The organism is Maribacter spongiicola (assembly GCF_052119685.1).
In the GTDB taxonomy this organism is placed as follows: Bacteria; Bacteroidota; Bacteroidia; order Flavobacteriales; family Flavobacteriaceae; genus Maribacter; species Maribacter spongiicola_A.
The window spans coordinates 532,732-558,438 of the sequence record NZ_JBGQOO010000001.1; the positions used below are offsets into that span (position 1 = coordinate 532,732).

The 25,707-nt window shown below is 35.1% G+C and carries 18 protein-coding genes and 2 tRNA genes; 11 read left to right on the top strand and 9 right to left on the bottom strand.

The window, feature by feature from the left end:
• Positions 1 to 50 precede the first annotated feature (50 nt).
• Entirely contained in the window at positions 51 to 1,193 is a 1,143-nt protein-coding gene (gene folK, locus ACEN2N_RS02295; protein ID WP_441822798.1) for a 2-amino-4-hydroxy-6-hydroxymethyldihydropteridine diphosphokinase, read from the top strand.
• A gap of 118 nt (positions 1,194 to 1,311) precedes the next feature.
• On the opposite strand, the gene ACEN2N_RS02300 is transcribed toward folK, so the two are convergent.
• Positions 1,312 to 1,842 carry an RNA methyltransferase gene (locus ACEN2N_RS02300; protein WP_441822799.1) on the bottom strand — a complete coding sequence of 177 codons (531 nt, stop codon included), beginning with the start codon at positions 1,840 to 1,842 and terminating at the stop codon, positions 1,312 to 1,314.
• Between the two features lie 165 nt (positions 1,843 to 2,007).
• Here ACEN2N_RS02300 and mutS point away from each other — a divergent pair, with 165 nt between their 5' ends.
• The 5 genes from mutS to ACEN2N_RS02325 all read left to right on the top strand — a co-directional run bounded on the left by mutS (position 2,008) and on the right by ACEN2N_RS02325 (position 6,938).
• Complete coding sequence (gene mutS, locus ACEN2N_RS02305) at positions 2,008 to 4,590, top strand: DNA mismatch repair protein MutS (RefSeq protein WP_441822800.1); 2,583 nt, start codon at positions 2,008 to 2,010, stop codon at positions 4,588 to 4,590.
• A 99-nt stretch (positions 4,591 to 4,689) separates the two neighbouring features.
• A tRNA-Gly gene (locus ACEN2N_RS02310) sits at positions 4,690 to 4,761 on the top strand.
• Positions 4,762 to 4,803: 42 nt separating this feature from the next.
• Positions 4,804 to 4,887: transfer RNA gene (locus ACEN2N_RS02315), tRNA-Leu, on the top strand.
• A 103-nt stretch (positions 4,888 to 4,990) separates the two neighbouring features.
• Positions 4,991 to 5,626 carry a SanA/YdcF family protein gene (locus ACEN2N_RS02320; protein ID WP_441822801.1) on the top strand — a complete coding sequence of 212 codons (636 nt, stop codon included), beginning with the start codon at positions 4,991 to 4,993 and terminating at the stop codon, positions 5,624 to 5,626.
• 70 nt (positions 5,627 to 5,696) lie between these two features.
• Positions 5,697 to 6,938, top strand: a complete 1,242-nt coding sequence (locus tag ACEN2N_RS02325; RefSeq protein ID WP_441822802.1) for an NRAMP family divalent metal transporter — start codon at positions 5,697 to 5,699, stop codon at positions 6,936 to 6,938.
• Positions 6,939 to 6,959: 21 nt separating this feature from the next.
• Here ACEN2N_RS02325 and ACEN2N_RS02330 read toward each other — a convergent pair whose 3' ends face one another.
• The 7 genes from ACEN2N_RS02330 to ACEN2N_RS02360 all read right to left on the bottom strand — a co-directional run bounded on the left by ACEN2N_RS02330 (position 6,960) and on the right by ACEN2N_RS02360 (position 18,879).
• The gene (locus tag ACEN2N_RS02330; RefSeq protein WP_441822803.1) at positions 6,960 to 8,870 is read right to left on the bottom strand and encodes an OmpA family protein; all 1,911 of its coding nucleotides are present in this window, start codon (positions 8,868 to 8,870) and stop codon (positions 6,960 to 6,962) included.
• Positions 8,871 to 8,881: 11 nt separating this feature from the next.
• Entirely contained in the window at positions 8,882 to 9,862 is a 981-nt protein-coding gene (locus tag ACEN2N_RS02335; RefSeq protein WP_441822804.1) for a PorP/SprF family type IX secretion system membrane protein, read from the bottom strand.
• A gap of 8 nt (positions 9,863 to 9,870) precedes the next feature.
• On the bottom strand, positions 9,871 to 14,355 hold the full coding sequence (locus tag ACEN2N_RS02340; protein WP_441822805.1) for a Calx-beta domain-containing protein: 4,485 nt from the start codon (positions 14,353 to 14,355) through the stop codon (positions 9,871 to 9,873).
• Positions 14,356 to 14,461: 106 nt separating this feature from the next.
• Positions 14,462 to 15,349, bottom strand: coding sequence for an ACP S-malonyltransferase (gene fabD, locus ACEN2N_RS02345; protein ID WP_441822806.1), 888 nt, complete (start codon positions 15,347 to 15,349; stop codon positions 14,462 to 14,464).
• 70 nt (positions 15,350 to 15,419) lie between these two features.
• Positions 15,420 to 15,935: a gamma carbonic anhydrase family protein gene (locus ACEN2N_RS02350; protein WP_441822807.1), complete on the bottom strand. Its 516-nt coding sequence runs from the start codon at positions 15,933 to 15,935 to the stop codon at positions 15,420 to 15,422.
• 11 nt (positions 15,936 to 15,946) lie between these two features.
• On the bottom strand, positions 15,947 to 16,678 hold the full coding sequence (locus tag ACEN2N_RS02355; RefSeq protein ID WP_441822808.1) for a LytR/AlgR family response regulator transcription factor: 732 nt from the start codon (positions 16,676 to 16,678) through the stop codon (positions 15,947 to 15,949).
• On the bottom strand, positions 16,675 to 18,879 hold the full coding sequence (locus ACEN2N_RS02360) for a histidine kinase (RefSeq protein ID WP_441822809.1): 2,205 nt from the start codon (positions 18,877 to 18,879) through the stop codon (positions 16,675 to 16,677). The genes ACEN2N_RS02355 and ACEN2N_RS02360 overlap by 4 nt, the downstream gene beginning before the upstream one ends.
• A 203-nt stretch (positions 18,880 to 19,082) precedes the next feature.
• Between ACEN2N_RS02360 and ACEN2N_RS02365 the strand changes: the two genes are divergently transcribed.
• Positions 19,083 to 20,258, top strand: coding sequence for a vWA domain-containing protein (locus ACEN2N_RS02365; protein ID WP_441822810.1), 1,176 nt, complete (start codon positions 19,083 to 19,085; stop codon positions 20,256 to 20,258).
• 41 nt (positions 20,259 to 20,299) lie between these two features.
• Here the strand turns inward: ACEN2N_RS02365 and ACEN2N_RS02370 are convergent, their stop codons facing one another.
• Positions 20,300 to 21,322 (bottom strand): PorP/SprF family type IX secretion system membrane protein, encoded by a 1,023-nt coding sequence (locus tag ACEN2N_RS02370; RefSeq protein ID WP_441822811.1) that lies wholly within the window; start codon positions 21,320 to 21,322, stop codon positions 20,300 to 20,302.
• 123 nt (positions 21,323 to 21,445) lie between these two features.
• Here ACEN2N_RS02370 and ACEN2N_RS02375 point away from each other — a divergent pair, with 123 nt between their 5' ends.
• The 4 genes from ACEN2N_RS02375 (at position 21,446) to ACEN2N_RS02390 (ending at position 25,649) form a co-directional block, all read left to right on the top strand.
• Entirely contained in the window at positions 21,446 to 22,357 is a 912-nt protein-coding gene (locus ACEN2N_RS02375) for a NifU family protein (protein ID WP_441822812.1), read from the top strand.
• Positions 22,358 to 22,428: 71 nt separating this feature from the next.
• Positions 22,429 to 22,629, top strand: a complete 201-nt coding sequence (locus ACEN2N_RS02380; protein WP_027064938.1) for a dodecin family protein — start codon at positions 22,429 to 22,431, stop codon at positions 22,627 to 22,629.
• 67 nt (positions 22,630 to 22,696) lie between these two features.
• On the top strand, positions 22,697 to 24,748 hold the full coding sequence (locus tag ACEN2N_RS02385) for a thioredoxin domain-containing protein (protein WP_441822813.1): 2,052 nt from the start codon (positions 22,697 to 22,699) through the stop codon (positions 24,746 to 24,748).
• Positions 24,749 to 24,821: 73 nt separating this feature from the next.
• Positions 24,822 to 25,649 carry a mechanosensitive ion channel family protein gene (locus ACEN2N_RS02390; protein WP_441822814.1) on the top strand — a complete coding sequence of 276 codons (828 nt, stop codon included), beginning with the start codon at positions 24,822 to 24,824 and terminating at the stop codon, positions 25,647 to 25,649.
• Positions 25,650 to 25,707: the final 58 nt, after the last annotated feature.

Consider the following 25,707-nt stretch of genomic DNA (forward strand, 5'->3'; position numbering starts at 1 on the left):
GAACAAAGATAAGTAATGTGAATATGTTTTAGTTATTTTGTCCTATTATTATGGGAGTATACAAAACAGCATTTTTATCTATTGGTAGTAATTTAGGCAATCGCCTTTTATTATTACAGAAAGCAATTTTCGAAATCGGCAATTTTACCGGTGAAATTAGGCAGGTTTCGGCTATATACGAAACGCCTGCATGGGGCTTTGACGGAGAAGATTTTTTAAATGTATGTTTAGAATTACAAACACTTCTCCCACCCGAAGAATTACTTGCTAAATTGTTAGCCATAGAAACTGATTTTGGTAGAAAAAGAAAAGAAAGTGATAGTTATCAAAGCAGAACACTTGACATTGATATCATTTATTATGAAAAGGATATTATTGATACTGCAAGTTTAACGGTGCCGCACCCTAAAATGCAAGACCGAAAGTTCATCTTGAAACCACTTGCAGATATTACGCCGCAGTTTTACCATCCAATTTTCAATAAAGACACTAGAAATCTATTACAGGAATGTAAAGACAAAAGCATTATTACGAAACAGGTCAAAAGATTATTTAAAAATCGTCATACCTTTTTTGCAAGTTTGGAATATGTAGCCATAGAAGGAAACATTGGGGCAGGAAAAACTACTTTGGCTACTAAAATCTCTGAAGACTTTAATGCTAAATTAATATTGGAGAGATTTGCCGAAAATCCGTTTTTACCAAATTTTTACAAAGATCAAGACAGATACGCTTTCCCTCTAGAAATGTCATTCTTAGCAGACCGGTATCAACAATTTACCGAAGACACCAATCAACTAGATCTTTTTAAAAGTTTTATGGTTAGTGATTACGATATATATAAATCGTTGATTTTCGCCAAGGTGACCTTGCAACAAAATGAATTCGATCTATATAGAAAGGTTTTTAATTTTATGTACAAAGAAGTTAAAAAGCCCAAGATATACGTTTACCTGTATCAAACGACAGAAAGATTGCTACAACAAATAAAACAGCGTGGCAGAGATTATGAACAGAATATAGAACTTGCCTATTTAGAGAAAATTAACCGTGGTTACTTTGATTTTTTAAGGACTTATCCTAAAGAAAATCAGCTTATTATTGATGTAAGCGAGTTAGATTTCGTGACTCATAAACGTGATTACGAAACTATTTTAATTAAAATCGAAGACTTTGCACTAGCCAACTTATGACAATATAATTCGTATTATTTCTTGCTTAAATGAAAAGAAAATCTTTTATTGCGCAAGCATACGTGCAACTAACTAACTCAAACTATACTAAAAAACCTGGTCTACGACCAGGTTTTTTTTATGTGTTAATTTTGCTCCAGCAATCCCAAATTACAACACCAACACTCACCGAAATGTTCAAGGAATGTTTAGTACCAAACTGCGGTATCTCCAAAACCTCATCACTAGCGCTAACCACATTTTGGGCAACGCCCTTAACCTCGTTTCCAAAAATGAATACTTGCTTTGTATTTTTAGCAGGATGGTAATTATTTAGTTGAGTCGCCTTTTCAGTTTGTTCAACAGAAACAACATGGTACCCATCTTTTTTCAATCTATCGATTAGTTCCATCGTATCGTCAACATGTTCCCAATCAACACTATCGGTAGCACCAAGTGCAGTTTTGTGAATGTCTTTATGTGGAGGTGTAGCAGTAATGCCGCACAGGTATATTTTTTCTATTAAAAAGGCATCTGCCGTTCTAAAAACGGATCCAATATTATTTAAACTTCTAATATTATCAAGAACAATAATAATAGGAGATTTACCAGCAAGCTTATAACCTTCCACATCAATTCGACCTAGCTCCTCATTTCTTAATTTTCTCATACTTTACTGTCCTATTTCAATAATTTCAATGGTTATAAACTTATCCTCAAATATCAACAATTATTAAAATTCAAACGATAAAACCATACTTTCGTAAAGGTGCAAAATTAATGAGATAAAGATAAAGTGGCGGATAAAAGCAAGACAAAAAAGGTAACCCCTTTAATGAAGCAGTATAATACCATCAAGACCAAGTATCCTGATGCGTTATTACTTTTTAGAGTGGGCGATTTTTATGAAACTTTTGGTGAAGATGCAGTAAAGGCTTCACGCATATTAGGCATAATTCTAACCAATAGAAATAATGGTGGCGAGCGAACCGAATTAGCAGGTTTTCCGCATCATTCAATAAACACCTACTTACCCAAGTTGGTAAAAGCAGGTCAGCGAGTTGCAATATGCGACCAGCTAGAAGATCCCAAACAAACGAAAACAATTGTCAAAAGAGGCGTTACCGAATTGGTTACCCCAGGTGTGGCAATGAATGACGATATCTTAAATTCTAAAACCAATAATTTTCTCTGTGCTGTGCACTTCGGAAGAAAAAAAATAGGTATTGCGTTTGTAGATATTTCTACGGGTGAATTTTTAACCTCTGAAGGCAATGAAGAACAGATCGATAAACTGTTGCAGAATTTTTCGCCAAACGAGATTTTAATATCCAAAGCACATAAAAAAGAAATCTTAGAGGTATTCGGCAAAAATTATCACCTGTTCTATCTAGAAGATTGGGTTTTTCAAGAAGATTATGCGCTAGAAAATCTTAAATCGCACTTTAATACAAACACGCTAAAAGGTTTTGGCGTGGACCATTTAACCTGCGGTATAATTGCATCGGGGGTAGTTTTACATTATTTAGGCGAAACCCAACATCGACAATTACAACATATTTCAAAATTACAACGTATTGCTGAAGATGATTATATATGGATGGACAGGTTCACCATTAAAAACTTAGAACTTTATCATTCTACCAATGTAAATGCGGTGACACTTTTAGATGTTATCGATAAAACCATTTCACCCATGGGTGGGCGAATGATCAAAAGATGGCTAGCACTACCCCTCAAAAATCTTGAAAAGATTAATAGGAGACAACAAATTGTTTCTTTCTTATATAATGAAGAAGTTGTCTTAGAAAAGTTTCAACATCATATTAAGCAAATGGGCGATTTAGAGCGATTAATCTCTAAAGTAGCCACAGGTAAGGTAAACCCGAAAGAAGTTGTACAGTTAAAAAACTCTTTAGAAGCCTTAATCCCAATAAAACAATTAGCGACGTCTTCTAAAAACGAATCGCTAGCTTTAACAGGTGATCAAATACAATCTTGCGATTTATTACGTGCCAAGATTAAAGAGATGCTTAGCGAAGAAGCACCTGTTAATATTTTAAAAGGAAGCACTATAGCAAAAGGCTTTTCTGAAGAATTAGACGAGCTTAGGGGATTAGCCACTTCAGGAAAAAACTATTTAAACAAAATGCTTGAAAGGGAAACTGCAGCAACAGGCATAACATCCCTTAAAATAGCCTCAAATAATGTTTTTGGGTATTATATAGAAGTTAGAAACACCCATAAAGATAAAGTACCTGACACATGGACTCGTAAACAAACTTTGGTAAATGCAGAGCGCTATATTACTGAAGAATTAAAAGAATACGAATCAAAAATATTGGGTGCAGAAGACCGCATTTCAACCCTAGAACAACAACTATTTTCTCAATTGGTCGTATGGATGCAAGAATACATTGCTCCTGTTCAGAATAACGCATATCTAATAGCTCAATTAGACTGTTTATGTGGTTTTGCACAGCTAGCGAAAGAAAATGCATATAACTGCCCGACTCTAAATGATTCAACAGATTTAGAAATAACAGACGGTAGACACCCGGTAATTGAAAAACAGTTACCGTTAGGTGAACAATATATAGCAAACGATTTACAGCTAGACAGATCAAACCAACAGTTTATAATGATTACCGGTCCGAATATGAGTGGTAAATCTGCCTTGTTGAGACAAACGGCATTAATTGTACTTCTTGCACAAATGGGAAGTTTTGTACCCGCAAAATCGGCTAAAATTGGTGTAGTTGATAAAATATTCACCCGCGTTGGTGCTAGTGACAATATTTCAATGGGCGAATCTACTTTTATGGTAGAAATGAACGAAACAGCTTCTATTCTAAATAACCTATCTGAAAGAAGTCTTGTACTATTAGATGAAATAGGTCGTGGTACAAGTACGTATGATGGTATTTCAATTGCTTGGGCTATTTCAGAATATTTGCATGAGCACCCGGCAAGAGCGAAAACAATGTTCGCTACCCATTATCACGAACTAAATGAAATGACCAATACTTTTAATCGTATTAAAAACTTTAATGTAGCTATTAAAGAATTAAAAGATACCGTTTTATTTCTGCGCAAATTAGTGCCCGGTGGTAGTGAACATAGTTTTGGTATACACGTAGCTAAAATGGCAGGTATGCCCCAACAAGTTATTCAGAAAGCTAATAAAATTTTGAAAAAGTTAGAAAATAAGCACGTTAATGAAGATATGGGAGACAAGCTTAAAAGTAGTTCTGAGGAATTGCAATTGAGTTTTTTCAATTTAGATGACCCATTATTAGAAGAAATAAAGGAAGAAATCACGAATTTAGACATCGATACCCTAACTCCGGTAGAGGCATTGATGAAATTAAATGAGATTAAAAGGCTGTTAACCAAGGACAAAAAGGCAACATCATAATATTTTTTATTCTTTTGTCAATTTTTACTTTGGTTTTTACAGAATTGTTTTAAATTTGCACCCGCATCTTTTAAGAGATGCACGTTCTTAAAATAATTTGCGAAAGTAGCTCAGGGGTAGAGCATCACCTTGCCAAGGTGGAGGTCGCGGGTTCGAATCCCGTTTTTCGCTCAGAAAATGTTGCCGGTCAACATTTTTTTTAAAGCCAAGTATGCTCGAGTGGTGGAATTGGTAGACACGCCGGACTTAAAATCCTGTGCTCTTTGGGGCGTGCGGGTTCAAGTCCCGCCTCGAGTACTAAAACCCTTGTTAATCTTAAGATTTTCAAGGGTTTTTTATTTACCTACTTTTCAAATCGAATCTTAAGTTATTTATTAACTTTAGTTATTATTACAAATGCATGCTAAAAAAAATTTTCAAAATATCTGGCATTCTGCTATTGGCATTAATTCTAATCATATTCGCCTGTAATAGTATTATTTCAAGCACTACAGATGACAAAACCTTTTCAGATATATCGTTAATACCTGCCAACAGGGTCGGTCTTGTTTTAGGCACTTCTAATCGACTAACAAATGGATCTCCAAATCCATATTACACTTATCGAATAAACGCTACTAAAGAGCTTTATAATGCCGGAAAAATAAAATTCATTTTAGTTAGCGGCGATAACGGCAGTATTTATTATAATGAGCCAAATACTTTTAAAAAAGATCTTATTAAAGCAGGTATACCAGAAGAAGTTATTTTCTTAGATTATGCAGGGTTTAGAACTTTAGATAGTATGTTCAGGGCAAAGTTTATTTTCGGACTAGATAACGTAACGGTAATTTCCCAAAAATTCCATAATGAGAGGGCAATCTACATTGCAGAACAAAAAGGGTTAAAAGCTATAGGTTTTAATGCCGAAGATGTTTCTGCCAGTCAAGGTCTAAAAGTTCAGATAAGAGAATATTTAGCACGAGTAAAGGTATTTATAGATATGATATTGAATACCCAACCAAAATTTTATGGTGCAACTATAGAAATAAAATAGGCGTATTACATCGCTATATCTAAATAGACTACATTTAATACAACCAACCAAACCAATTATAATACGCTGTATGAAAACAATACTAAAAAACTTAGGCCCAGGTCTTTTGTTTGCGAGTATGGCTATAGGTACATCTCATCTTGTTTTATCTACAAAAGCAGGTGCCCAATATGGATGGTTAATGGTTATACCTATAATTTTAGCAAACGTTCTAAAGTACCCGTTCTTCGAATTTGGCGTTCGATATACCAACGTCACCAACAAAACCCTTATAGAGGGCTATTTAAACCGCGGTAAAGGCTATTTATGGTTTTACGCAGTTATTAGTTTCATTACCACATTTACTATTCTAGCGGCATTATACACCGTTACAGCAGGACTTTTTATCAACCTATTCGGTATCGGATACGAATCTATAGCCTTGGTTGCTCTAAGTTTATTTTTATTAATCAGCGTTCTTCTAATTGTCGGAAAATACAAGTTTCTTGAAATAAGTCTAAAGTTCGTGGTCGCGATCCTATTTTTCGCATTGTTGATTACCACCATTTTGGTACTAGCGAAAGGACCTGTTAATCATGTAGTAGATTTTGAACCTTTGCCAATTTTTAACGAAGTAGGAATACTCTTTTTAATAGGATTAATAGGATGGATGCCAACCAGTGTCGAAGCTTCAAGTTGGATCAGTTTATGGAGTATTGAAAAATGGAAAACTCAAGACAAGCCTAGCTTAAAAGAATCTCTACAAGAATTTAATATCGGATATGCCATTACCGCCGTATTAGCTGTCTTTTTTATGATTATAGGATGGTTTACCTTATACGGCACTAATATACAATTAAGTAATAACGCCGTAAGTTTTGCAGATCAAGTAGTTAGATTATTTACCGAACATATAGGGTCATGGGCATATCTATTCATAGCAATTTCGGCGTTCGCCACTATGTTCAGTACTTGTATGACCGCACATGATGCACTAGCAAGGGTAAGCTTAGATATTATCTCTTTGTTAAAACCTAAAAATAGGTGGTATCGAACAAAAACTGCATATGCAGCAGGCGTTTTCACCTTAACGCTAATAAATTTTATAGTAATTGCCGCATTTAGTGCCAACATGGGCAACTTGGTCGCTTTAGCTACATTTGTCTCTTTTGTAGTAGCTCCTATTATTGGTTATATGAATTTGAAAAATGTTACCAGCAATGACCTAGACCCTGAATTTCGACCTGGTAAAAGATTAAAATTATTGACTTATGCAGGCATTATATTTTTATCATGCTTCGCCTTGTACTATTTCTATATAATTATCTTCTAATGTTTTAGAAATAAGTGACTATTATTCTACCACAAATAATATTCGTTCATTTTGTTTATGTAGAAAATCTAAACAATATGCTCCGTTAGTACAATTATTCACAATCATTTCTTCGCCGAAACCAGTTGCTTCTATAATGTTATTTGAAGTTAACCCGTTTTTTAAAAGGTAGTTTTTAATAACATCAGCTCTTTCTTGTGATAATTTTTTGTTACTAGAATTACTACCTCTACTATCGGTGTGCGATTGAATTCTGATTCTCATTTGAGGAAAACGCGCTACAGCATCTACGACCTTTTTCAATTCAGTCTCCACTTGAGCGTTCATAACAGATTTACCTTTGTCAAAATAAAACTTTTCTAGTTTCAACACATTCTTATCTTCACGTATGGTAATTAAATCTTCCATTCGTGCCAATCCCATGTTATAAGCTGACTTTTGAATTTCTTCCATACCTTCTTCTGAGTATGTCGTTGAAAATATAGAATATCCATCGCTCATAGCCTGTATGGTAACTTGAGACATCCATGGTATTTCAATTCTAAAGCTACCGTCATTTCCTGAAATAACTTCTTTAATAACATCACCTTGTTGGCTCAACAATCTAACTTGAGCTCCTTTTAAACCAGCCTTTGTTTTCAGATTAACTACTTTACCACCTACTGCAAACGTTTTTAAGCCTGGTGCATTTTTAAGGTCGAAACCATAAAGATCATCGCCGCCTTTACCCCCTTTTCTGTTTGACGCCAAGTAACCAGACAAACCAGTATTCTCATCATTCTGGATAATGAATCCGAAGTCATCTGCTGTTGAATTTATTCCGTCACCGAGGTTTATCGGTATGGTAAAAGAATCATTAGGCAACATATTCGATTTATAAACATCCATGCCACCAAGTCCGTAAAAAATATCCGAAGAAAAATATAAACTACCATCAAATATATAAGGGGCAATCTCATTTCCCGGAGAGTTTATTCTAGGCCCTAAATTAATAGGAGCAGACATTATTTGACCGCTGTTAGTATACACATAATATAAATCTGTACCACCGTAGCTATCGTCAAAATTAGCTGCAAAATATATTCGTTCGGTTTTATCATCGAAATAAGGATAATAAAAAGAGGTACTTAAATCTTTTAATATAAATCTAAATCGACCACTCTCAGAAATAGTACCTATAGCCAATGCATTTTTACCATTATCATCATACCTCAGTTCTCCATTTTCTGCATTTGAAAGAATGTAAAAAAAAGTAGTCAATTTTTCTGAGTAGTACGGAGTAGATTTATGAAAATCAGTCGCTGGTATTTCTTTAAATGTTTCAACATCAACCAACGTTTTATCAGAACCCAATCTTGCGAAGTAGATATCTAAATATGACTCGCCAGTTGGTTCATATACATTCTTAGTATTTCGACCTCTGCTACTACTAAAGAGTATACCATTTTTATAAAAAGCCGGTGAAAAATCGCCTTCAGCACTATTTACACCCAAATCTCTTATAAAACTATTATCTACACTAGAAGGAATTTCTAACAAGCTGTAGTTAAACTCTGCATTTTCTAAAAGTTCAGGAGATAACTTATCGGCTTTAGACCTTAGAAAGGTCTTTACCCTATCTCTTTCTGAGTTCTTAGAAAGACTCTGCAACATTTTATTGAATCTGTTGACAGACATTATGGTATCGTTCTTATTCACCTCTAAATAAAGCTCAGATGCACTATCATAGCTACCTGTACTAAAATAAGAATCTGCAAGATTCAATAACTGATGATTAGTTAATGAATCTTTTTGCATTTCGATTTTATAGGCTTCTATTGCCTTTTCGTATTGATACCCATAAAAAAGATTATCGGCTTTAGATTTTTTGTCTTGGGCCGTACTTAAAAATGGTACAAAAACTAGTAATACTATGATTATTTTAAATCTCATTTTAGTTCACTTTAAAAGAATCGAGGTGAATCAACTTGTTTCGGTTTACCTTTTGCATTTTTATCACTACTACCTTTAGATTTCGAAGGTCCTTTTCTACCTAAGTAGAACTTAAGTATAATCTCATGTGATCCATTATTGAATTCGCCGAGAAGGTTTGTATTGTAATCATACGAATACCCTGCAAACAAAGTATTAGAAATTTGAAAACCTGCCAAACCACTAAAAGCATTATCTAAACGATAAGAAACCCCTGCTGTAACCACATCAGAAATTAAAAAATTACTAGATAAGTTCACATTTACTGGTGAACCAGAAATCGTGTTCACTAAAAATGCAGGTTTAAATTTTAAGTTTTCTGAAAGCTCAAAAACATAGCCCCCAATAAAATTGAATTGAAGCTTATCTTCTACGATAGATGCTACTTCACCATTATATACCCCTTCGGTTAAAAAATTAGGTACCGAAGCACCAAAGTACCAATCTTCAGAATATAAGAATGCACCTGCCCCTACCGTTGGGTAGAATTTGCTTAACATTTCATCATTAAGGTTCTCACCCGGATTCTCAAACGTTCCTTTTGAAAAATCCACATTTAAAAAAGATCCACCGGCATCAATACCAAATGACAATTTTGTCTCGTCGGAAACCATTATCTGATAAGAATAAGAAATATCGGCATAGGTTTGAGTAGCAGGTCCCAATTCATCATTTACGATATTGATACCTAAACCTACTTTTTCATTTTTAAAAGGCAAGTTTGCGCCAAAACGAAACGTTCTAGGCGCGCCTGGTATATCGATCCATTGAGCTCTGTACAATCCTGAGAATTCAGGGTTTTCTACTGTACCAACATACGCTGGGTTAAAACTACCAATATTATACATGTACTGGGTGTACTGCGGTTCTTTCTGTGAATATGCATTAAAGCTTAACAGAGAAAATAGTACTAAAGCAATAGTATAACTCGATTTATTAAAGTTATAATCCATAATTTATTTTATCTAATAAGCTGTATCCAACCTTTATCCAATACTGTAGGTTGATTATTAATACTATAATTCATGATATAAAAATAAGTCCCTTTTGGCGATTCTTTTCCTTTATAAGTACCATCCCAAACATCACCATCATTTACTTTTTCAGTTTCAAAAACAAGATTTCCGTAACGATCGTAAATTTTAATTTTGTATTGTAAATTAACTTCTATCTGTGCACCGGTATCTGGATTAGTCAGAGTTCTATTTATACGAAGAATCTCATTCTGATTATTACCGTTTGGCGAGAACTGATTAAACAGAAAACCTGGGTCAGCAGGGCTCTTCTGAATTACCTCTACGGTTACAGTTGCTATATTGTTTTCAGTATTACCATCTCTTGGCGTAGACCGAACAATATTTGCTGTATTCGTATACGTACCTATTGCAGGAACTCTAGCTCTAATTCTCAACGTAGCCGTTTCTTCTCTATTCAAAGAAGGGATATTCCAATTACCAGAAGCTTCATCGTACGTACCACCAAAATCTGATTCAGCAGAAACAAATTCAAATCCGTTTTCAATCAGGATCAAATCATTGACAACTATATCTGTTACCGCATCAGATTCAGAAATATTGGTAACACGGATAATAAATTCTACTTCATCACCTACCAATGCCTTATCTGGGCGAGCTTCTTTCTCAATTTTAAGATCTACACCCTCTGGTGCTTCTGTATTTAGCACAACGGTTGCTTCGTCATTCTCAGCATTATTATCTGATGGAATAGATTCTAGTAGTACAGCAGTGTTTGTATACGGTCCTTGTTCTGCCACAATTACTGTGATAGAAAGTTCTAAGGAAATACCTGCTGCAAGTTCTGCTATACTCCAATTACCGGATACCGCATCATAATCGGTAGCCTCAGGAGCATCTGAAGAAACAAAATCAAATCCTAATTCTAAAAAATCACCAACAACAATCGCTCTTGCCGTTCTATCGGACAAGTTGGTAACCAAAATTTTAAATATAATCGTATCGCCTACTAATGCATCGATGTTATCTACAGATTTCAACACCTCTAAATCAATTGGCGCATCGCAATTTGGGGATGCTACAGGATCACAAGGATCATCTGGATCAGAACCATTTGTTTGTTCGTCAAGATCTGAAATTCCGTCACCATCGGTATCACAATTACCATTAAATCGATTAGGTATACACGGATTACTATTTGCAGGATCTTGCTGATCATTTACTCCGTCATTATCGGCATCTGCAGTGTTAGAATCTAGCGCATCGATAATTCCGTCTCCGTCCTCATCTAATGGATTAGCAATGTCATCACCAACCTCAACACCGTCTTCAATACCATCACCATCTGTATCGGGATTATTAGAATCTGTACCCAACGCCACCTCTTGACCACCTAGAAGTCCGTCATTATCGTCATCCGTTTCACAATCACTAACATTTATGGTAACATCTACGGTAGGGTTTACACATGGCGCAGTAGAATCTGTTGTTGTAAATCTAAAAATGTAACCACCAGAAGTAAATCCTTCGAATTGTACCACATTGGTAGAACTAATAGTTACATCGTTTTGCGGACCAGAAACAAATACCCAAACCCCAGGATCGGCGCCCACCAGTCTCGTATCTAAATCGATGCTCGTTAATCCGTTGGCAGCAACATTACAAATAGATCCATTCTGTGCCGTACCAGTAGTAGCCTGAGAACCTATTCTCGCTACAACCGGTTGTCTTTCGGTAGTACATTCATTCTCGGTCGCTTCTACATAATATGTAGCAGTAGCATTTAAAGATGGTGTTGTATATGTTTCGCCCATTGCGATAGGTGTAACGGCATCTATAGAATCGTACCAATTAATAGAAGCACCGTCAGTTGGCACAACGCTTAAAAGCAACGTACCCGGACCACAGCGTTCATTATCATTAACAGTAACCAATTGTGGCAATACATTTCTAACAATTTGAACTTCTATAGTACCACTTGCGCAATTATTGGCTGCATCATAGAAAAAACCATAATAAGAAGCAGGCAGACTTACATCTTGAGCTTCCGCAACCGTCAAATGTGAGTTTGTATTTAATGGATTAGAAACTCTACTCCAGGTTAAAACCGTTCCCGCAGGAGCTGCGCTACTCGTAAAATCAAATAAATTTGCGGAAAAGTCATCACCTGCAGCTTCTACACAATAAATATTTGAAACCGACGTATCCAATGTTGGTGCAGCAACACAATTATCATCATCTTGAATAGTCCCAGTAGCGGTACCGCTATTTGCACGTTGTACATTATTGGTAGGCAACCCTAACTGTACTGTAAACGTTTCTGTATTTTCTAAAATGGCATCGTTATTAATTGGTACCGTAATTGTTCTTATTTCATTCACTGTACCTGTAAAAGTCAACGAACCATTCGTACCGGTATAATCAGTACCATTTATTGCAGTATCATTGATAAAAGAATAGGTAACTGTTGTACCACCAACAACTGCCAAATCAAGAACCACATCAAATACTATTACACCAGAGGTAACATCTTCATTTACAGATTCGTCAGAAATCGTCAATGTCGCTTGATCATTATCATTAATTTGAACAGTTGCAGTACGTGTAGGTCCCGAACCTAAAACATAACCTGTACCTGTTGCTAAAGTTAGTATAACTGTTTCAGCACCCTCTTGAATTGCATCATTAATTGGCAGAATATCAATTTCAGCCTGTTGTTCTCCAACAGGAATACTAACGGCATTAGCATTTATAGCTGTATAATCAACACCATTACCCGCAGTACCACTAACTACATAATTTACTATAATTGGACCAGCTGTATTATTTGGCGCACTTAAGCTAACCGTAAATTCCCCAGGAGAAACTGCCCCATTACTTTCTGCAGCCGTACCATCTGATGCTATAATTTGAGCAACATTGGCATCTTCACTTACAATAACTACTGTTGCACTAATCGGAGTGCCAACAGTGTAACCAGTACCTGCAGCAAGAGTCAGTATTACCGTTTCATTACTTTCTATATCAGTATCATTAATTGGTGTTATTGTTACAAGACCCGTTCTCTGACCATTTGGAATAGAAACTGAACCAGTTAATGCAGTAAAATCAGCTCCCGATGTTGCGGTACCAGTTCTTGTATAATTTACGACTATTGGTGAACCCGTGTTATTTGTCGCTCCCAAATCAATAGTAAATACACCATTACCAAGTGGACTTTCATTTGCGGTAGCATCTGTTGAAGCTATAGAGGCAATAAAAACAACGTCATCGTCTACAATTGTTACCGCATCTGTATTAGGAGTACCTATTTCATATTGAACGCTGTTTACACTATTTAAAGTAATAACTACAGTTTCATCACCTTCAACATCAGCATCGTTCACAGGAATAATATTGATATTAGTAAAGTCTGAACCATCAGGAATAATAGCATTTCCACTAATCGTAAAATCATCCCCTACTGTAGCACTACCAGAAAAAGTATAGCCTACTATAATATCTCCTCCAGTATCGTTTTCCTCGCTTAATTCTATTCTAAAACGCCCATTATTACCAGTTCCATCCTCATTAGTATTTGGTCTATTTGCAACAACAGTAACCTGTGCAAAATCATCATTTAATATTGTACCAATTCCTGTATCACCCGCAGTTACACTGGCGTTGTTATCACTCGTTAGAGTTGCAATAAAGGTTTCATCGTCCTCAACAGTTGTATCATTACCAGTCACTACTGCCATTTGTTTGGTAACTTCTCCTGGTAAAAATGTAACCGTTCGCTGATCCCCATTGTAATCATCAGGATCAACAAAACCAGAAGATCCTTTCGTTGCGGTACCTCCTGAAAAATTAACTGTTACTTCATGTGCATATTCAACTGGTTTATCAGACCTTATATTGAATACTAAATTATTACCTTCTGTATTTTGAACATCACCTATATCTAAAAGAGCAAAATCATTATCTACAACAGTTATAGATTGTGTTCTACCTGATAAAAAAGGGCTTTGTGTATAGTTATCGCCAGGCTCGATGCTTAAGAATAATATTTCATCACCTTCAACCAATGCATCATCGATGATATCCAAATCAATAAACCCTACTGTTTGCCCTGCAGGAATAGTCAACGTACTGGAAATTGGGGCGCGATCAAGATTTGCTAAAGCCGTTGTAAGTCCCGCTTCAACTATAACATTAATCTTGCGCTCCATAGATGGAACTGGAAAAAATCCATTAGTAAGCGTAATCTGAAATTGACCCGGATTAGGCAACCCGTTACTTTCTGAAGCATCAGCATCAGAAACAGACAATGTAGCTACTTGTGAAAATCCTGTGTTAGTAAAAAATATAAAAACAATCAGCATTAAAAGCCTACTGGAATTATGTTTAAATCTTAATTCAATTTTATTTATAATTTTCATAGCATTCTTTATCATTTCCGACAATAAGGCTGGATGATGTTCTAAATCCATAACCAAAAATGAGGGTCCCAATATTACAAAAAAATCAAGGTAAACCGCTCAGAAACAGTTGAAAAAAGGATTTATAGGTTAAATGGTACTATTAAAGAAAAAATGATTAGTCCGTTAGCTCTGGGGACTGCGTAGTAACCGATGGCTCAATTTTTCTCACTAACCCTTGCAATACCTTACCAGGGCCAATTTCAGTAAAAATAGTAGCTCCGTCCTTCACCATTTGTTGAACACTCTGTGTCCATTTTACAGGTGCAGTCAATTGCAACATTAAGTTCTTTTTAATTTCTTCTGCACTATTTACTGCCGTTGTTGGTACATTTTGATAAATTGGACAACTAGGTGTCGAAAATGTAGTATTAGCTATGGCCGCAGCTAATTCTTCTCTGGCAGGCTCCATTAACGGCGAATGGAAAGCTCCACCCACAGGTAACATTAATGCTCGCTTTGCACCTACTTCTTTTAATTTTTCACAAGCTTCTTCAACTGCTGATATCTCACCAGAAATTACCAATTGACCCGGACAGTTATAATTTGCTGCAACCACGATACCAGTAATTTCTGCACATACTTTTTCCACAACGGTATCTTCCAATCCTAAAACTGCTGCCATTGTCGATGGTTTCAGTTCACAAGCTTTTTGCATTGCCAAAGCTCGTTGCGAAACTAATCTCAATCCGTCTTCAAAACTAAGAGTGTTATTTGCAACAAGAGCAGAAAACTCTCCTAATGAATGACCGGCAACCATATCTGGCTTAAATGAATCTCCCATTACTTTACTCAAAATGACAGAGTGAAGAAATATAGCTGGTTGAGTTACCTTGGTTTCTTTTAATCCTTCGGCAGTACCTCTAAACATTACCTCAGTGATCTCAAACCCTAATATATCGTTTGCCTTAAGAAACAACTCTTTTGCAATCGGGTATTTCTCATATAAATCTAAACCCATTCCAACAAATTGAGCACCTTGCCCAGGAAAAACATATGCGTTCATAACTTTTAATTTTGGTGGCACAAAAGTACGTATTTTAGATAGATTGCGATATGTAAATTATTATTTGCATTTACTCAGTTTCTTTAAACCAACCAGAATACATGGTATAAGCTTCGGCAATTCTATTGATTTCACCAGAACTTAATTCGGGACTGATATCCTTAATTTTTTTAGCAGGCATACCGGCAAAAATACTTCCTGATGGCACATGTGTTCCTTTTGTTAACACTGCCCCAGCTGCAATTATACTATTGCTTTCCACAATACAGTCATCCATTATTATGCTACCCATACCAATCAACACATTATCATGAATAGTGCACCCATGTACAATAGCATTATGACCGATTGATACATTATTACCTATGGTCGTAGGCGATTTTAAGTAGGTACAATGAATAACCGCGCCATCTTGTATATTAACCTTATCGCCCATTTTAATAAAATGAACATCCCCACGAAGTACAGCGTTGAACCACACACTACATTGCTTACCCATGCTTACTTCACCAACAATCGTTGCATTTTCAGCAATAAAACAATCTTCTCCAATAACAGGTTCTTTACCTCTAACTGCTTTTATCATTGTAAATTTTTTTAATTAAAATACGATAGAAAATCTTTCTTTTTTGATGCAGATACCATCACTTCTTTTCCGTTAGACATTACAACGCTACCGCCTTTACCCTTGCGGTACTTGACCACTTCGTTTACATTTACAAGGTACGATTTGTGCACTCGAGCAAATGGAAAATCAATAAGTGCATCTTCAAAATACTTCAAGGTTTTGCTGACCAATATTTTCTTGTTCAATAAATATATTTCGGTATAATTATCGTCTGCCTTACAATATAGTATTTCTGCAACGTTCAAAATTTGGAATCCGTCTTGCTGTGGCAAGGTCAACTTCCCTTCTACCCCTTTAGATTTAGTACTTAAAACCTCACCTTCTAAACTTGCTTCTTTTTCACGAACGCCGCTAACATATTCTACGGCATTGATCAACTCATCGATATTTATCGGTTTTGTCAAATAATATGCTGCATGATTATTTAAGGCATCTTTCGCATAGTGATCATAAGCGGTAACAAAAACGGTTTCAAAAGTCCTGTCTGGCAATTGATCAAGCAGATCAAAAGCATTACCGAACGGCATTTCAACATCAAGAAACACCAAGTCTAAAACATTATTCTCAATTAAAACTAAAGCCTCTTTGATAGATGATGCTTCACCCAACAAAGAAACACTAGGGCAGTATTTAGAGATATAATTTCTTAAAATCTCTCTGCTATTAGCTTCATCTTCTACTAAAATTGCTTTTAAGCTCATTTTTCTCTTTTTAAAATAAATAGCACTTTTGTACCTGTGCCATCTGCTTGCAGGTCTGAAATTTTAATATGCACCTTATCGGTATACATATCATTTAAAATAGCAACACGCTTTTTAATAATACCCATACCTTTAGACTTTTGTTTTCTTTGATTTTGGGTTTTAATTTCTGCGGATTTCTTTCTGCCGATTCCATTATCTGTAATAGATATAATTATAGAATCTGCACTATTCTCTTTGACGGTAACCAACAATTCACCCTTATTATCTCTATATCGCAAACCGTGCCAAATAGCATTTTCAATATAGGGCTGCAATAACATTGGTGGAATTTGAAATTTAGACACCTGTACCTTTTCATCTACTTCAATTGAGTAGTCGAACTTATCTTCGAAACGAGAGTGTTCTAAATTGATATAAAGCTCTAATTGTTGTAACTCTTTTTCTAACGGAATAAAATCTTCTTCAGAATTCTCTAGTACAGAACGCATTAAGGTTGAAAAATTACTTAAATACCTATTAGCACTACGTTCATCGCTTTTCGCAATATAGTTATTTACAGAATTCAGAGCATTGAAAATAAAATGAGGATTCATCTGCGACCTCAACGATTTTAGTGCCAAAAGGTTATTTGCCAGTTTTTGTTGTTGATTACTTCGATAAAAAAAGAAAGTCGCCAATAAAGTTAACAGGAGTCCGAATATGAGTGAATAAATTACCAGCTGCTGTCGTTTATTACTCTCTTGCACCAACTCTTGCTCGGTAAGAGCTAAATCATATTTACTTTGCGATAATTCTCTTTCTTGCTCTAAGCCAGTAAGCCTATTTTGCGCATTTGCAATTTCTCTATTAAAACGGTTTGCCCTAGAAATTTCTTGTTCTTTACGCACATACAATGAATCTACCAGTGCAACATAGGTTTGATAGGTATCTAATGCTTTGGTAAAATCGCCTTTTACCTTATATACTTCTGATAATTTTCTTGTTGCGTCTTTCTGAACCACTAAATCGTCATCAGAATTTGCTTCGATAATACTTTTTTCTAAAAATGGTATAGCCTCATTATATTTATCTTGAGAGATATAGGCATTCGCTATCTTGTAATTTATTCGTTGCGACGTTATAGTATCGCCAAGTTCTAATTTCTTTATACCTGCATTGGGCGAATTGAGTTTTTTTAATTCTTGAAGACTACTTTTACGCATGGTAATTTCTTCATTGAATCTATTTTTGGTGTTATAAAAATCAGCCACCTTTTCCTTTTCCTGTAATGCCCTTTTCGGTTCGGATTGATTGGCCAATTCTAATGAACTATCATAATAAGCTTCAGCCTCCATATTTTGATTTACTAAAGAATAGGTATCTGCAATCTTAGAATTTAAATCGATCATTTTTGATGTGATCTGATTTTTATCTGCTATCAACAACCCTCTATTATACAAGTTTAAGGCTAACTGTGTTTTACCTTCACCTTTATTAGCATCACCTAACAACTCATATAATACGGCACTTTGGTTTGGCGGCATGGACTTAATCTCCAATAACGGATTCAACAGTTCTAAAGTTTCTTCATATCTAGAAGTTAGATTATATGCTTTACCCAACAGTAATGAAGTTGCAATGGTTTTATTATTGTCTAAAGCATCTTCATAATTATCAATTGCGAGATCTAATTGTTTATGATATTGATATATTTCACCAAGTTTTGAAAGCGACCTGGCCAACTCTTTCTTACGCCCTCGTTTACCTAAAATTGAAATTGACTGCGTCACTAAATCAATACTTCGCTCAATATCTTGGGCCTTATATTCTTCAGCAGAGTCTAATAATTGTTGATGTTTGACAGCTATATCTGGCAACGATTTTGATCGGCTGCTCATGGTAGATGTCTCGAAATCTTCCACCAAGATTAAAACAACATCATTTTTCTCTACATCGTAACGTAGGGTTTCAATATCATCATGTTCTATTACAAGTTGATCTCCAATTCTGGTTCTAATCTCGAATTCGCCTAATCCGTTTGTAATTACAAAATTTCCCATCTGATTAGAAATGGAAACTCCAGAAATAGGTTTCCCCGAATTTCTGACCTCTACCCTACCTTTTAATTTAAATTTTAGGGCATCATTTTGCGATTGAGACAGAAGGCAATTCCATCCCAAAAGAAAACATATTACGATATAGATACTATAATTTTTCATCTGCTATTACTACGGTAAACTTAGCTGATTATTGTGGCACTAAAAAATGAGAAATATTCAAAGCACACATTTTAAGCATGTACTTTTATGCCTTTACACACTAGGTGGGCGACTTAACTAAGTGAAAAGACCAGTTCGCTCATTCTCGCTTTACAGAGAAATACTTTGCTTTTAGTTTAGCTATGAATTTAAAACAAAAAACGATGAAAACGATTAAACAACTTGCATCATTCGGCATAGCACTTCTAACCTTAACTGCGGCTTTTGCCTGCAATACTAAAGAAAAGAAAAAAACCATTGAACTAATTGCCCAAGCTACTGAACCAGCTGCACCAAAAGAATCGAACACCGTACAAATAGCATTGTTATTAGATACTAGTAATAGTATGGACGGATTAATAAACCAAGCAAAATCTCAATTATGGGATATTGTAAACGAGTTTAGCTATGCTAAATGTGGTAATGACACAAGACCTAATTTACAAATTGCATTGTATCAATATGGCAATGACAATCTCTCTGCAAATGAAGGATACATTCAACAAGTACTAGGTTTTAGTAGTGATTTAGACGAGATTTCAGAAAAGCTTTTCTCTTTAACTACTAATGGTGGTGAAGAATACTGTGGAAAAGTACTGCAGACCTCTTTACACCAATTACCATGGAATAAGAATCCGGATTTACTACGTATGATTTTCATTGCCGGTAACGAACCATTTAATCAAGGCAGGTATAATTACAGAACTGCTTTAGCAAATGCCAATGAAAAAGATGTTGTGGTAAATACTATTTTCTGTGGAAACTATGAACTAGGCATTAGTACCGACTGGAAGAACGGAGCATCGTTAACGGGCGGTGAATATATGGCTATAGACCACAATAAAGAAGTAGTACATATTACTACACCCTATGATGAAATCATAATTAAACTAAATTCAAGATTAAACAAAACATACGTTTCTTACGGGTCGATGGGTAAATCAAAATATATCGCACAAGAAGTGCAAGATAACAATGCCTTAGAAATGCAAGAGGCAGTTGCTGTGAAAAGAGCGGTCAGTAAAAGTTCAAGATTATACAATAATAAAAAATGGGATTTGGTAGATGCCTATGAAGACGAAGAATTCGAAATTAGTTCTGTGGAGAACGATGAGTTGCCAGAAGAATTACAAGATAAAAATGAAAAAGAAATAAAAACTTACGTAGAATCAAAAAAGAATGAAAGAGAAGAAATACAAAAAGAAATACAAGAATATAACACGAAAAGACTAGCCTATATTTCTGAACATCAAAAAGATGAAAAATCGGGAGAGCTTGAAAATGCTATGATTAAAGCAATAAAAAAACAAGCTAAAACTAAAAATTATAGTTGGGAGTAACAATGTAAAAGGTCTGCTCAATTAAGTGCAGACCTTTTTTTTTAATTCGCTGCTGGGCAGTAACAATCGTATTTACGTTCTTTTTGACCAAAATCGTAACCTAAAGTAATTTGATGAAAACCACCGTTATCGAAACGATAATCATTCATTTGATATGAATAATTATAGGAAACCATAAAGTTATTGAAGTTAGCACCAACTATAGGGGTGACCAATTGCAAACGTTGTTCTCCAAAAGAGGCGCCATCTTGAAACTGAGCACCATCAAAACTTCTTCTATACGAGAGTCCGCCCCAAATACGTCCAAAATCAACATCTTTGTAAACTTTTGCATTTATATCTAAACTTTTCTCTTTGGTGAATTCGGTCATTTGAAATAAAATAGAAGGCTCAAACTGCCATTCACTTCTTCCAAAAACATAACCTGTAGAAACTAAAAATCGTCTAATATTATCTATAACCAACTCTTCAGGGTTGTCCTGTCTATCTCTATAATATAAATTTCTCTTGCTACCAGTCAATGCATTTGTAACTGCAAAGTGCATATAAAATTCTTGATAATTATAAGATAACCCAATATCAACATTTGTATATGATGAACTTAATTTAATTCCTGATACTGCAGGATCTGGTGTAGCTGATCTAAACTCGGTCTCATCTAAACTACTTTGTAAAATTGTTGCGCTTAGTCCAAATGACAATTGGTTTAATATTCTTACATCTTCACTTCCCATCCTTAAATGGTGGGCATATGTTAATTTTAAGCCAGTTTGTGAGTGATAACCATTAGCATCATTAAAAAGAATTGCACCAATACCACTAGGGGAATCGCCTAATCTAAAATGAGCGTTAATCGTTTGTAAACTTGGCGCATCATCTACATCGAACCATTGTTTTCTAGCCGTAGCCCTAACTTTACCCCCTTCGCCTATACCAGCCATAGATGGAAAAACCAAATAGTAGTTATCAGATAAATAATCAAAATAAACAGGAATGCCTTCTTGCGCATTAGATTTTAAACCAATCATAAGCACAGTAAACAATAGAAGTATATGGTATTTCATCTTGGGGCTTTAAAACTAAGGTATAGTTTCACTAATATAAAGTTTATAACGAGTTAACCTCAACATTATTATGTAGGTGCAAACTAAGATTTCCTTTGTATTTTTGCTTAAAATTTTTGAACAATGAAAGAGTATTCAATTACGGTCGTTAAGACCAATAACCCAAATATATTAAAGTTCGAAACTAACCACATATTAGTTCAACGAAAAAATTACGAATTCAAGAATATTGACGAAGCTAAAAGCTCACCTTTAGCACAGCAATTATTCTACCTACCTTTTATCAAAACGGTATATATTTCTGGTGATTTTATCGGACTAGAACGTTATGACATAGTTCAGTGGGAAGATGTGAAAGATGAGGTGGCACAGCAACTAGTTGAGTATTTAAATTCAGGGGAGCCTATCGTTATAGAAGAAGACATGGATAAGCCTGTACCTGTAACAGTTTACGCAGAGGTTACACCGAACCCATCTACCATGAAATTTGTTGCCAGCAAGAAAATCGTAGCATCTGCCTTCGAGTTTAAAAATATTGATGAGGCAAGAGATTCTAAACTGGCGATGGAGCTATTTCAGTTTCCGTTCGTAAAACAAGTATTTATAGACGAAAACTACGTTTCTGTATCTAAATATGAAGTTGCCGACTGGGAAGATATCAATATTGAATTACGCGAAGTAATCAGAAATTTCATCGCAGATGGCAAGCAGATTGTTGCTGACAATGCAAAAGCAATAGGCGCAGAAGCGCAAGTTTCTGAAACTGTATCGGCAGAGAGCATAATAGCGCTTGATGAAACCTCTCAAGAAATAGTTGATATTTTAGAAGAATATGTAAAACCTGCAGTGGCTAGCGATGGAGGTAATATCATGTTTCAATCATACGATGCAGAAAGCAAAACTGTAAATGTTATTTTACAAGGGGCTTGTAGTGGTTGCCCATCATCAACTTTTACTTTGAAAAACGGTATTGAAACGATGCTGAAAAATATGATGGGAGATAAAGTAAATGAAGTAGTCGCGCTAAACGGTTAATTAATAATTGAAATGAATTAAAGTTTGCCTCCAATTTTTGTAACTTACGGTAAATCTAAAAATCATTAATTATGGCAGTTTTAAAAGTAATCGAAATATTAGCAAATTCTGACAACGGATGGGAAGACGCAGCTAAAAAAGCAGTTTCTGAAGCATCTAAATCAGTGAAAAATATTAAGTCGGTTTATATCAACGAGCAAAGTGCTACCGTTGAAGATGGAAAAATCAAGAATTATAGAGTGAACGTGAAAATCACTTTCGAAGTGAAATAACCATCACCTAAAAGATTAAAAGCGCCATTAAGGCGCTTTTTTTTGTACTTAAAACTAAAAACATTCGATGTCAACCCCACAAAAGCACACTAATAATCTAATTAAAGAAAGTAGTCCCTATTTACTACAACATGCACACAACCCAGTACATTGGGAAGCTTGGCATGACGAAGTTTTACAACAAGCAAAAGACGAGAAAAAGCTAATACTCATAAGTATCGGGTATGCTGCTTGTCATTGGTGCCATGTTATGGAGCATGAGTGTTTTGAAGATGAAGAAGTCGCCGAAACTATGAACGCCCATTTTGTAAATATTAAAGTGGACAGGGAAGAGCGACCAGATATTGATCATATTTATATGGATGCCCTACAAATGATGACAGGCAGTGGTGGCTGGCCATTAAATATTCTTGCTTTGCCCGACGGCAGACCTTTCTGGGGTGCAACCTTCGTTAAAAAACAAGAATGGATACAAGTTTTAAATCAACTTCAACAACTTTATGTAGCTGACCCTAACAAGATTATTGGTTATGCAGAAAATATGGCAAACGGCTTAAAAGAAATTAATGCTGTAAATTCAAGGGATAATCAAGAATACATACAAGTCTCTGAAATTGAGCTAATGGTCAATGATTGGACCAAATATTTTGATACTTTTTTAGGAGGATATAAGCGCGCACCAAAATTTATGATGCCCACAAACCTTAACTTCCTATTACATTATTCTCATACCAAAAAAGATAATTCCGTAGCAGAATATGTAAATACAACATTAAAAAGAATGGCGTGGGGAGGCATATTTGATCATGTCGGTGGCGGTTTTTCTAGATATTCTGTAGACACGAAATGGCATGTACCCCATTTCGAAAAAATGCTCTATGACAATGGGTTATTAATTAGTTTATATGCTAATGCTTATGCTGCTACAAAAAATGAACTTTACAAGAATGTTGTTGAGAAAAGTATAAGATTTCTTCAAGAAGAGCTCTTAGATAAAAGCAACGGATTCTATTCTTCTTTAGATGCAGATAGTTTAACAAATGATAACAAGTTAGTAGAAGGTGCCTTTTATGTTTGGCAAGAAGTTCAGCTAAAGCAATTGTTAAAAGACGATTACCCGATTTTTAGAGATTACTTCAGCATTAACTCTTATGGGTATTGGGAAGAAGATAATTATGTTCTAATAAGAGATTCTGACGCATTAGACATTGCCATGAATCATTCTATTACAAAATTGGAGTTACAGCAAATAATCTCTAAATGTCTTTCTTTATTGAAAGATGAGAGAGAGAAAAGAAACAAACCAAGATTAGACGACAAAATACTAACGTCATGGAACGGTTTGGCGTTAAAAGGACTTACTGGTGCCTATAAATATTTAGAGAATGACACCTATTTAGAATTAGCTCTAAACAACGCTAATTTCATTCTAGAGCATATGATTGCCGAAGATGGCGGTCTATTTCGCAACTATAAAAATGGTAAATGCACAATTCACGGTTTTTTAGAGGATTATGCCTCGATTATTGATGCATTTTTAGGACTTTATGAGATATCTTTTGATGAACAATGGCTTGATCATAGTTTACAATTAGCCAATTATGTTATCGAACATTTCTCAGATACCGAAACCGGACTATTCTTTTTCACCTCTAATAATGAAGATGGTCTTATTAGAAAAACATTAGAAATTGCCGATAATGTAATTCCGGCTTCTAATTCGATAATGGCTCATAATCTTCATAAACTATCTAAATATTATCCAGAAGATAATTTCGAAGTTCGATTGAACAAAATGATGAAAACCATGAAACCATCCATCATTAAAAATCCTCAAAATCATACCAACTGGCTTCATCTTTCGCTACTAATGGATCAAAAATTCTTCGAAGTGGTCTCTATCGGTGAAAATTTTAAACCCATATGCAAAACGCTAATGAAGAACTATCTTCCAAATGTTATATTTGCTGCATCAAATGCTAAAACTAGTAACTTACCTTTATTGATGAATAGGTATGTAATGAACAAGACGCTCATCTATGTTTGTAATCACGGGAGCTGTCAAATGCCGGTTGAAGAACCTAATAAAGCTTTAGACCTTGTTTCACCGATTATTTAACGATTGTTTAGCCTCTTAATTTTTACAGCATATAGGCTATTAGTTAAGTTGGCTGTTTTAAAAAATACAAATTATGTTGGATAAAATAATGAACCTGCAAGAACATGCAGATAATGCTATAGCTTGGCTTTGGGATGTACTACCTAGTATATTATGGGCCATATTTCTATTAATAGCAGGTACCTATGTCATACGTTTCATAAATAAAATGATACGTAAATTTTTCGCAAATAAAGATTACGATTTAGCGCTAGAAACATTTTTACAAAGCTTTATCAGTATAGCTTTAAAAATAATACTTTTCATATTGGTGATTACCCAATTAGGGGTTCAAACAAGTTCTTTAGTTGCGATTTTAGCTTCTGCAGGTTTGGCCATTGGTTTGGCTCTACAAGGCTCTCTTGCTAATTTTGCCGGGGGCGTTCTTATACTATTATTCAAACCCTTTAAAATAGGCGATTTTATTTCTGCTCAAGGTGTTGATGGAACAGTAAAAGAAATTTCGATTTTCACTACAAAGCTAACTACATTCGGTAATCAACTAGCAATAATACCAAATGGTCAACTTTCTAATAATACGATTACGAACTATAATGCTCAAGATACGAGAAGAGACAAAATTGATGTAGGCATCGGTTACAACTCTAATATTAAAGAAGCAAAAGAAATTCTTTTAGCAATATGTAATGATCGCGAAACAATTCATAAAACACCAGCTCCTGAAGTATATGTTGGTGAATTAGGGGACAGTTCAGTAAACCTAACCCTTCGTTTTTGGGCAAATAATGGTGATTTTTGGGCGGCACATTTCTATGTGATGGAAGAAATTAAATACAGGTTTGATGCAGTAGGTATTGAAATACCGTTCCCACAAAGAGTGGTTACACAAATGAAAAATTAATTTTCGATTTATAGCATATAAAAAGCCCTTGATAACTCAAGGGCTTTTTCAATTTACA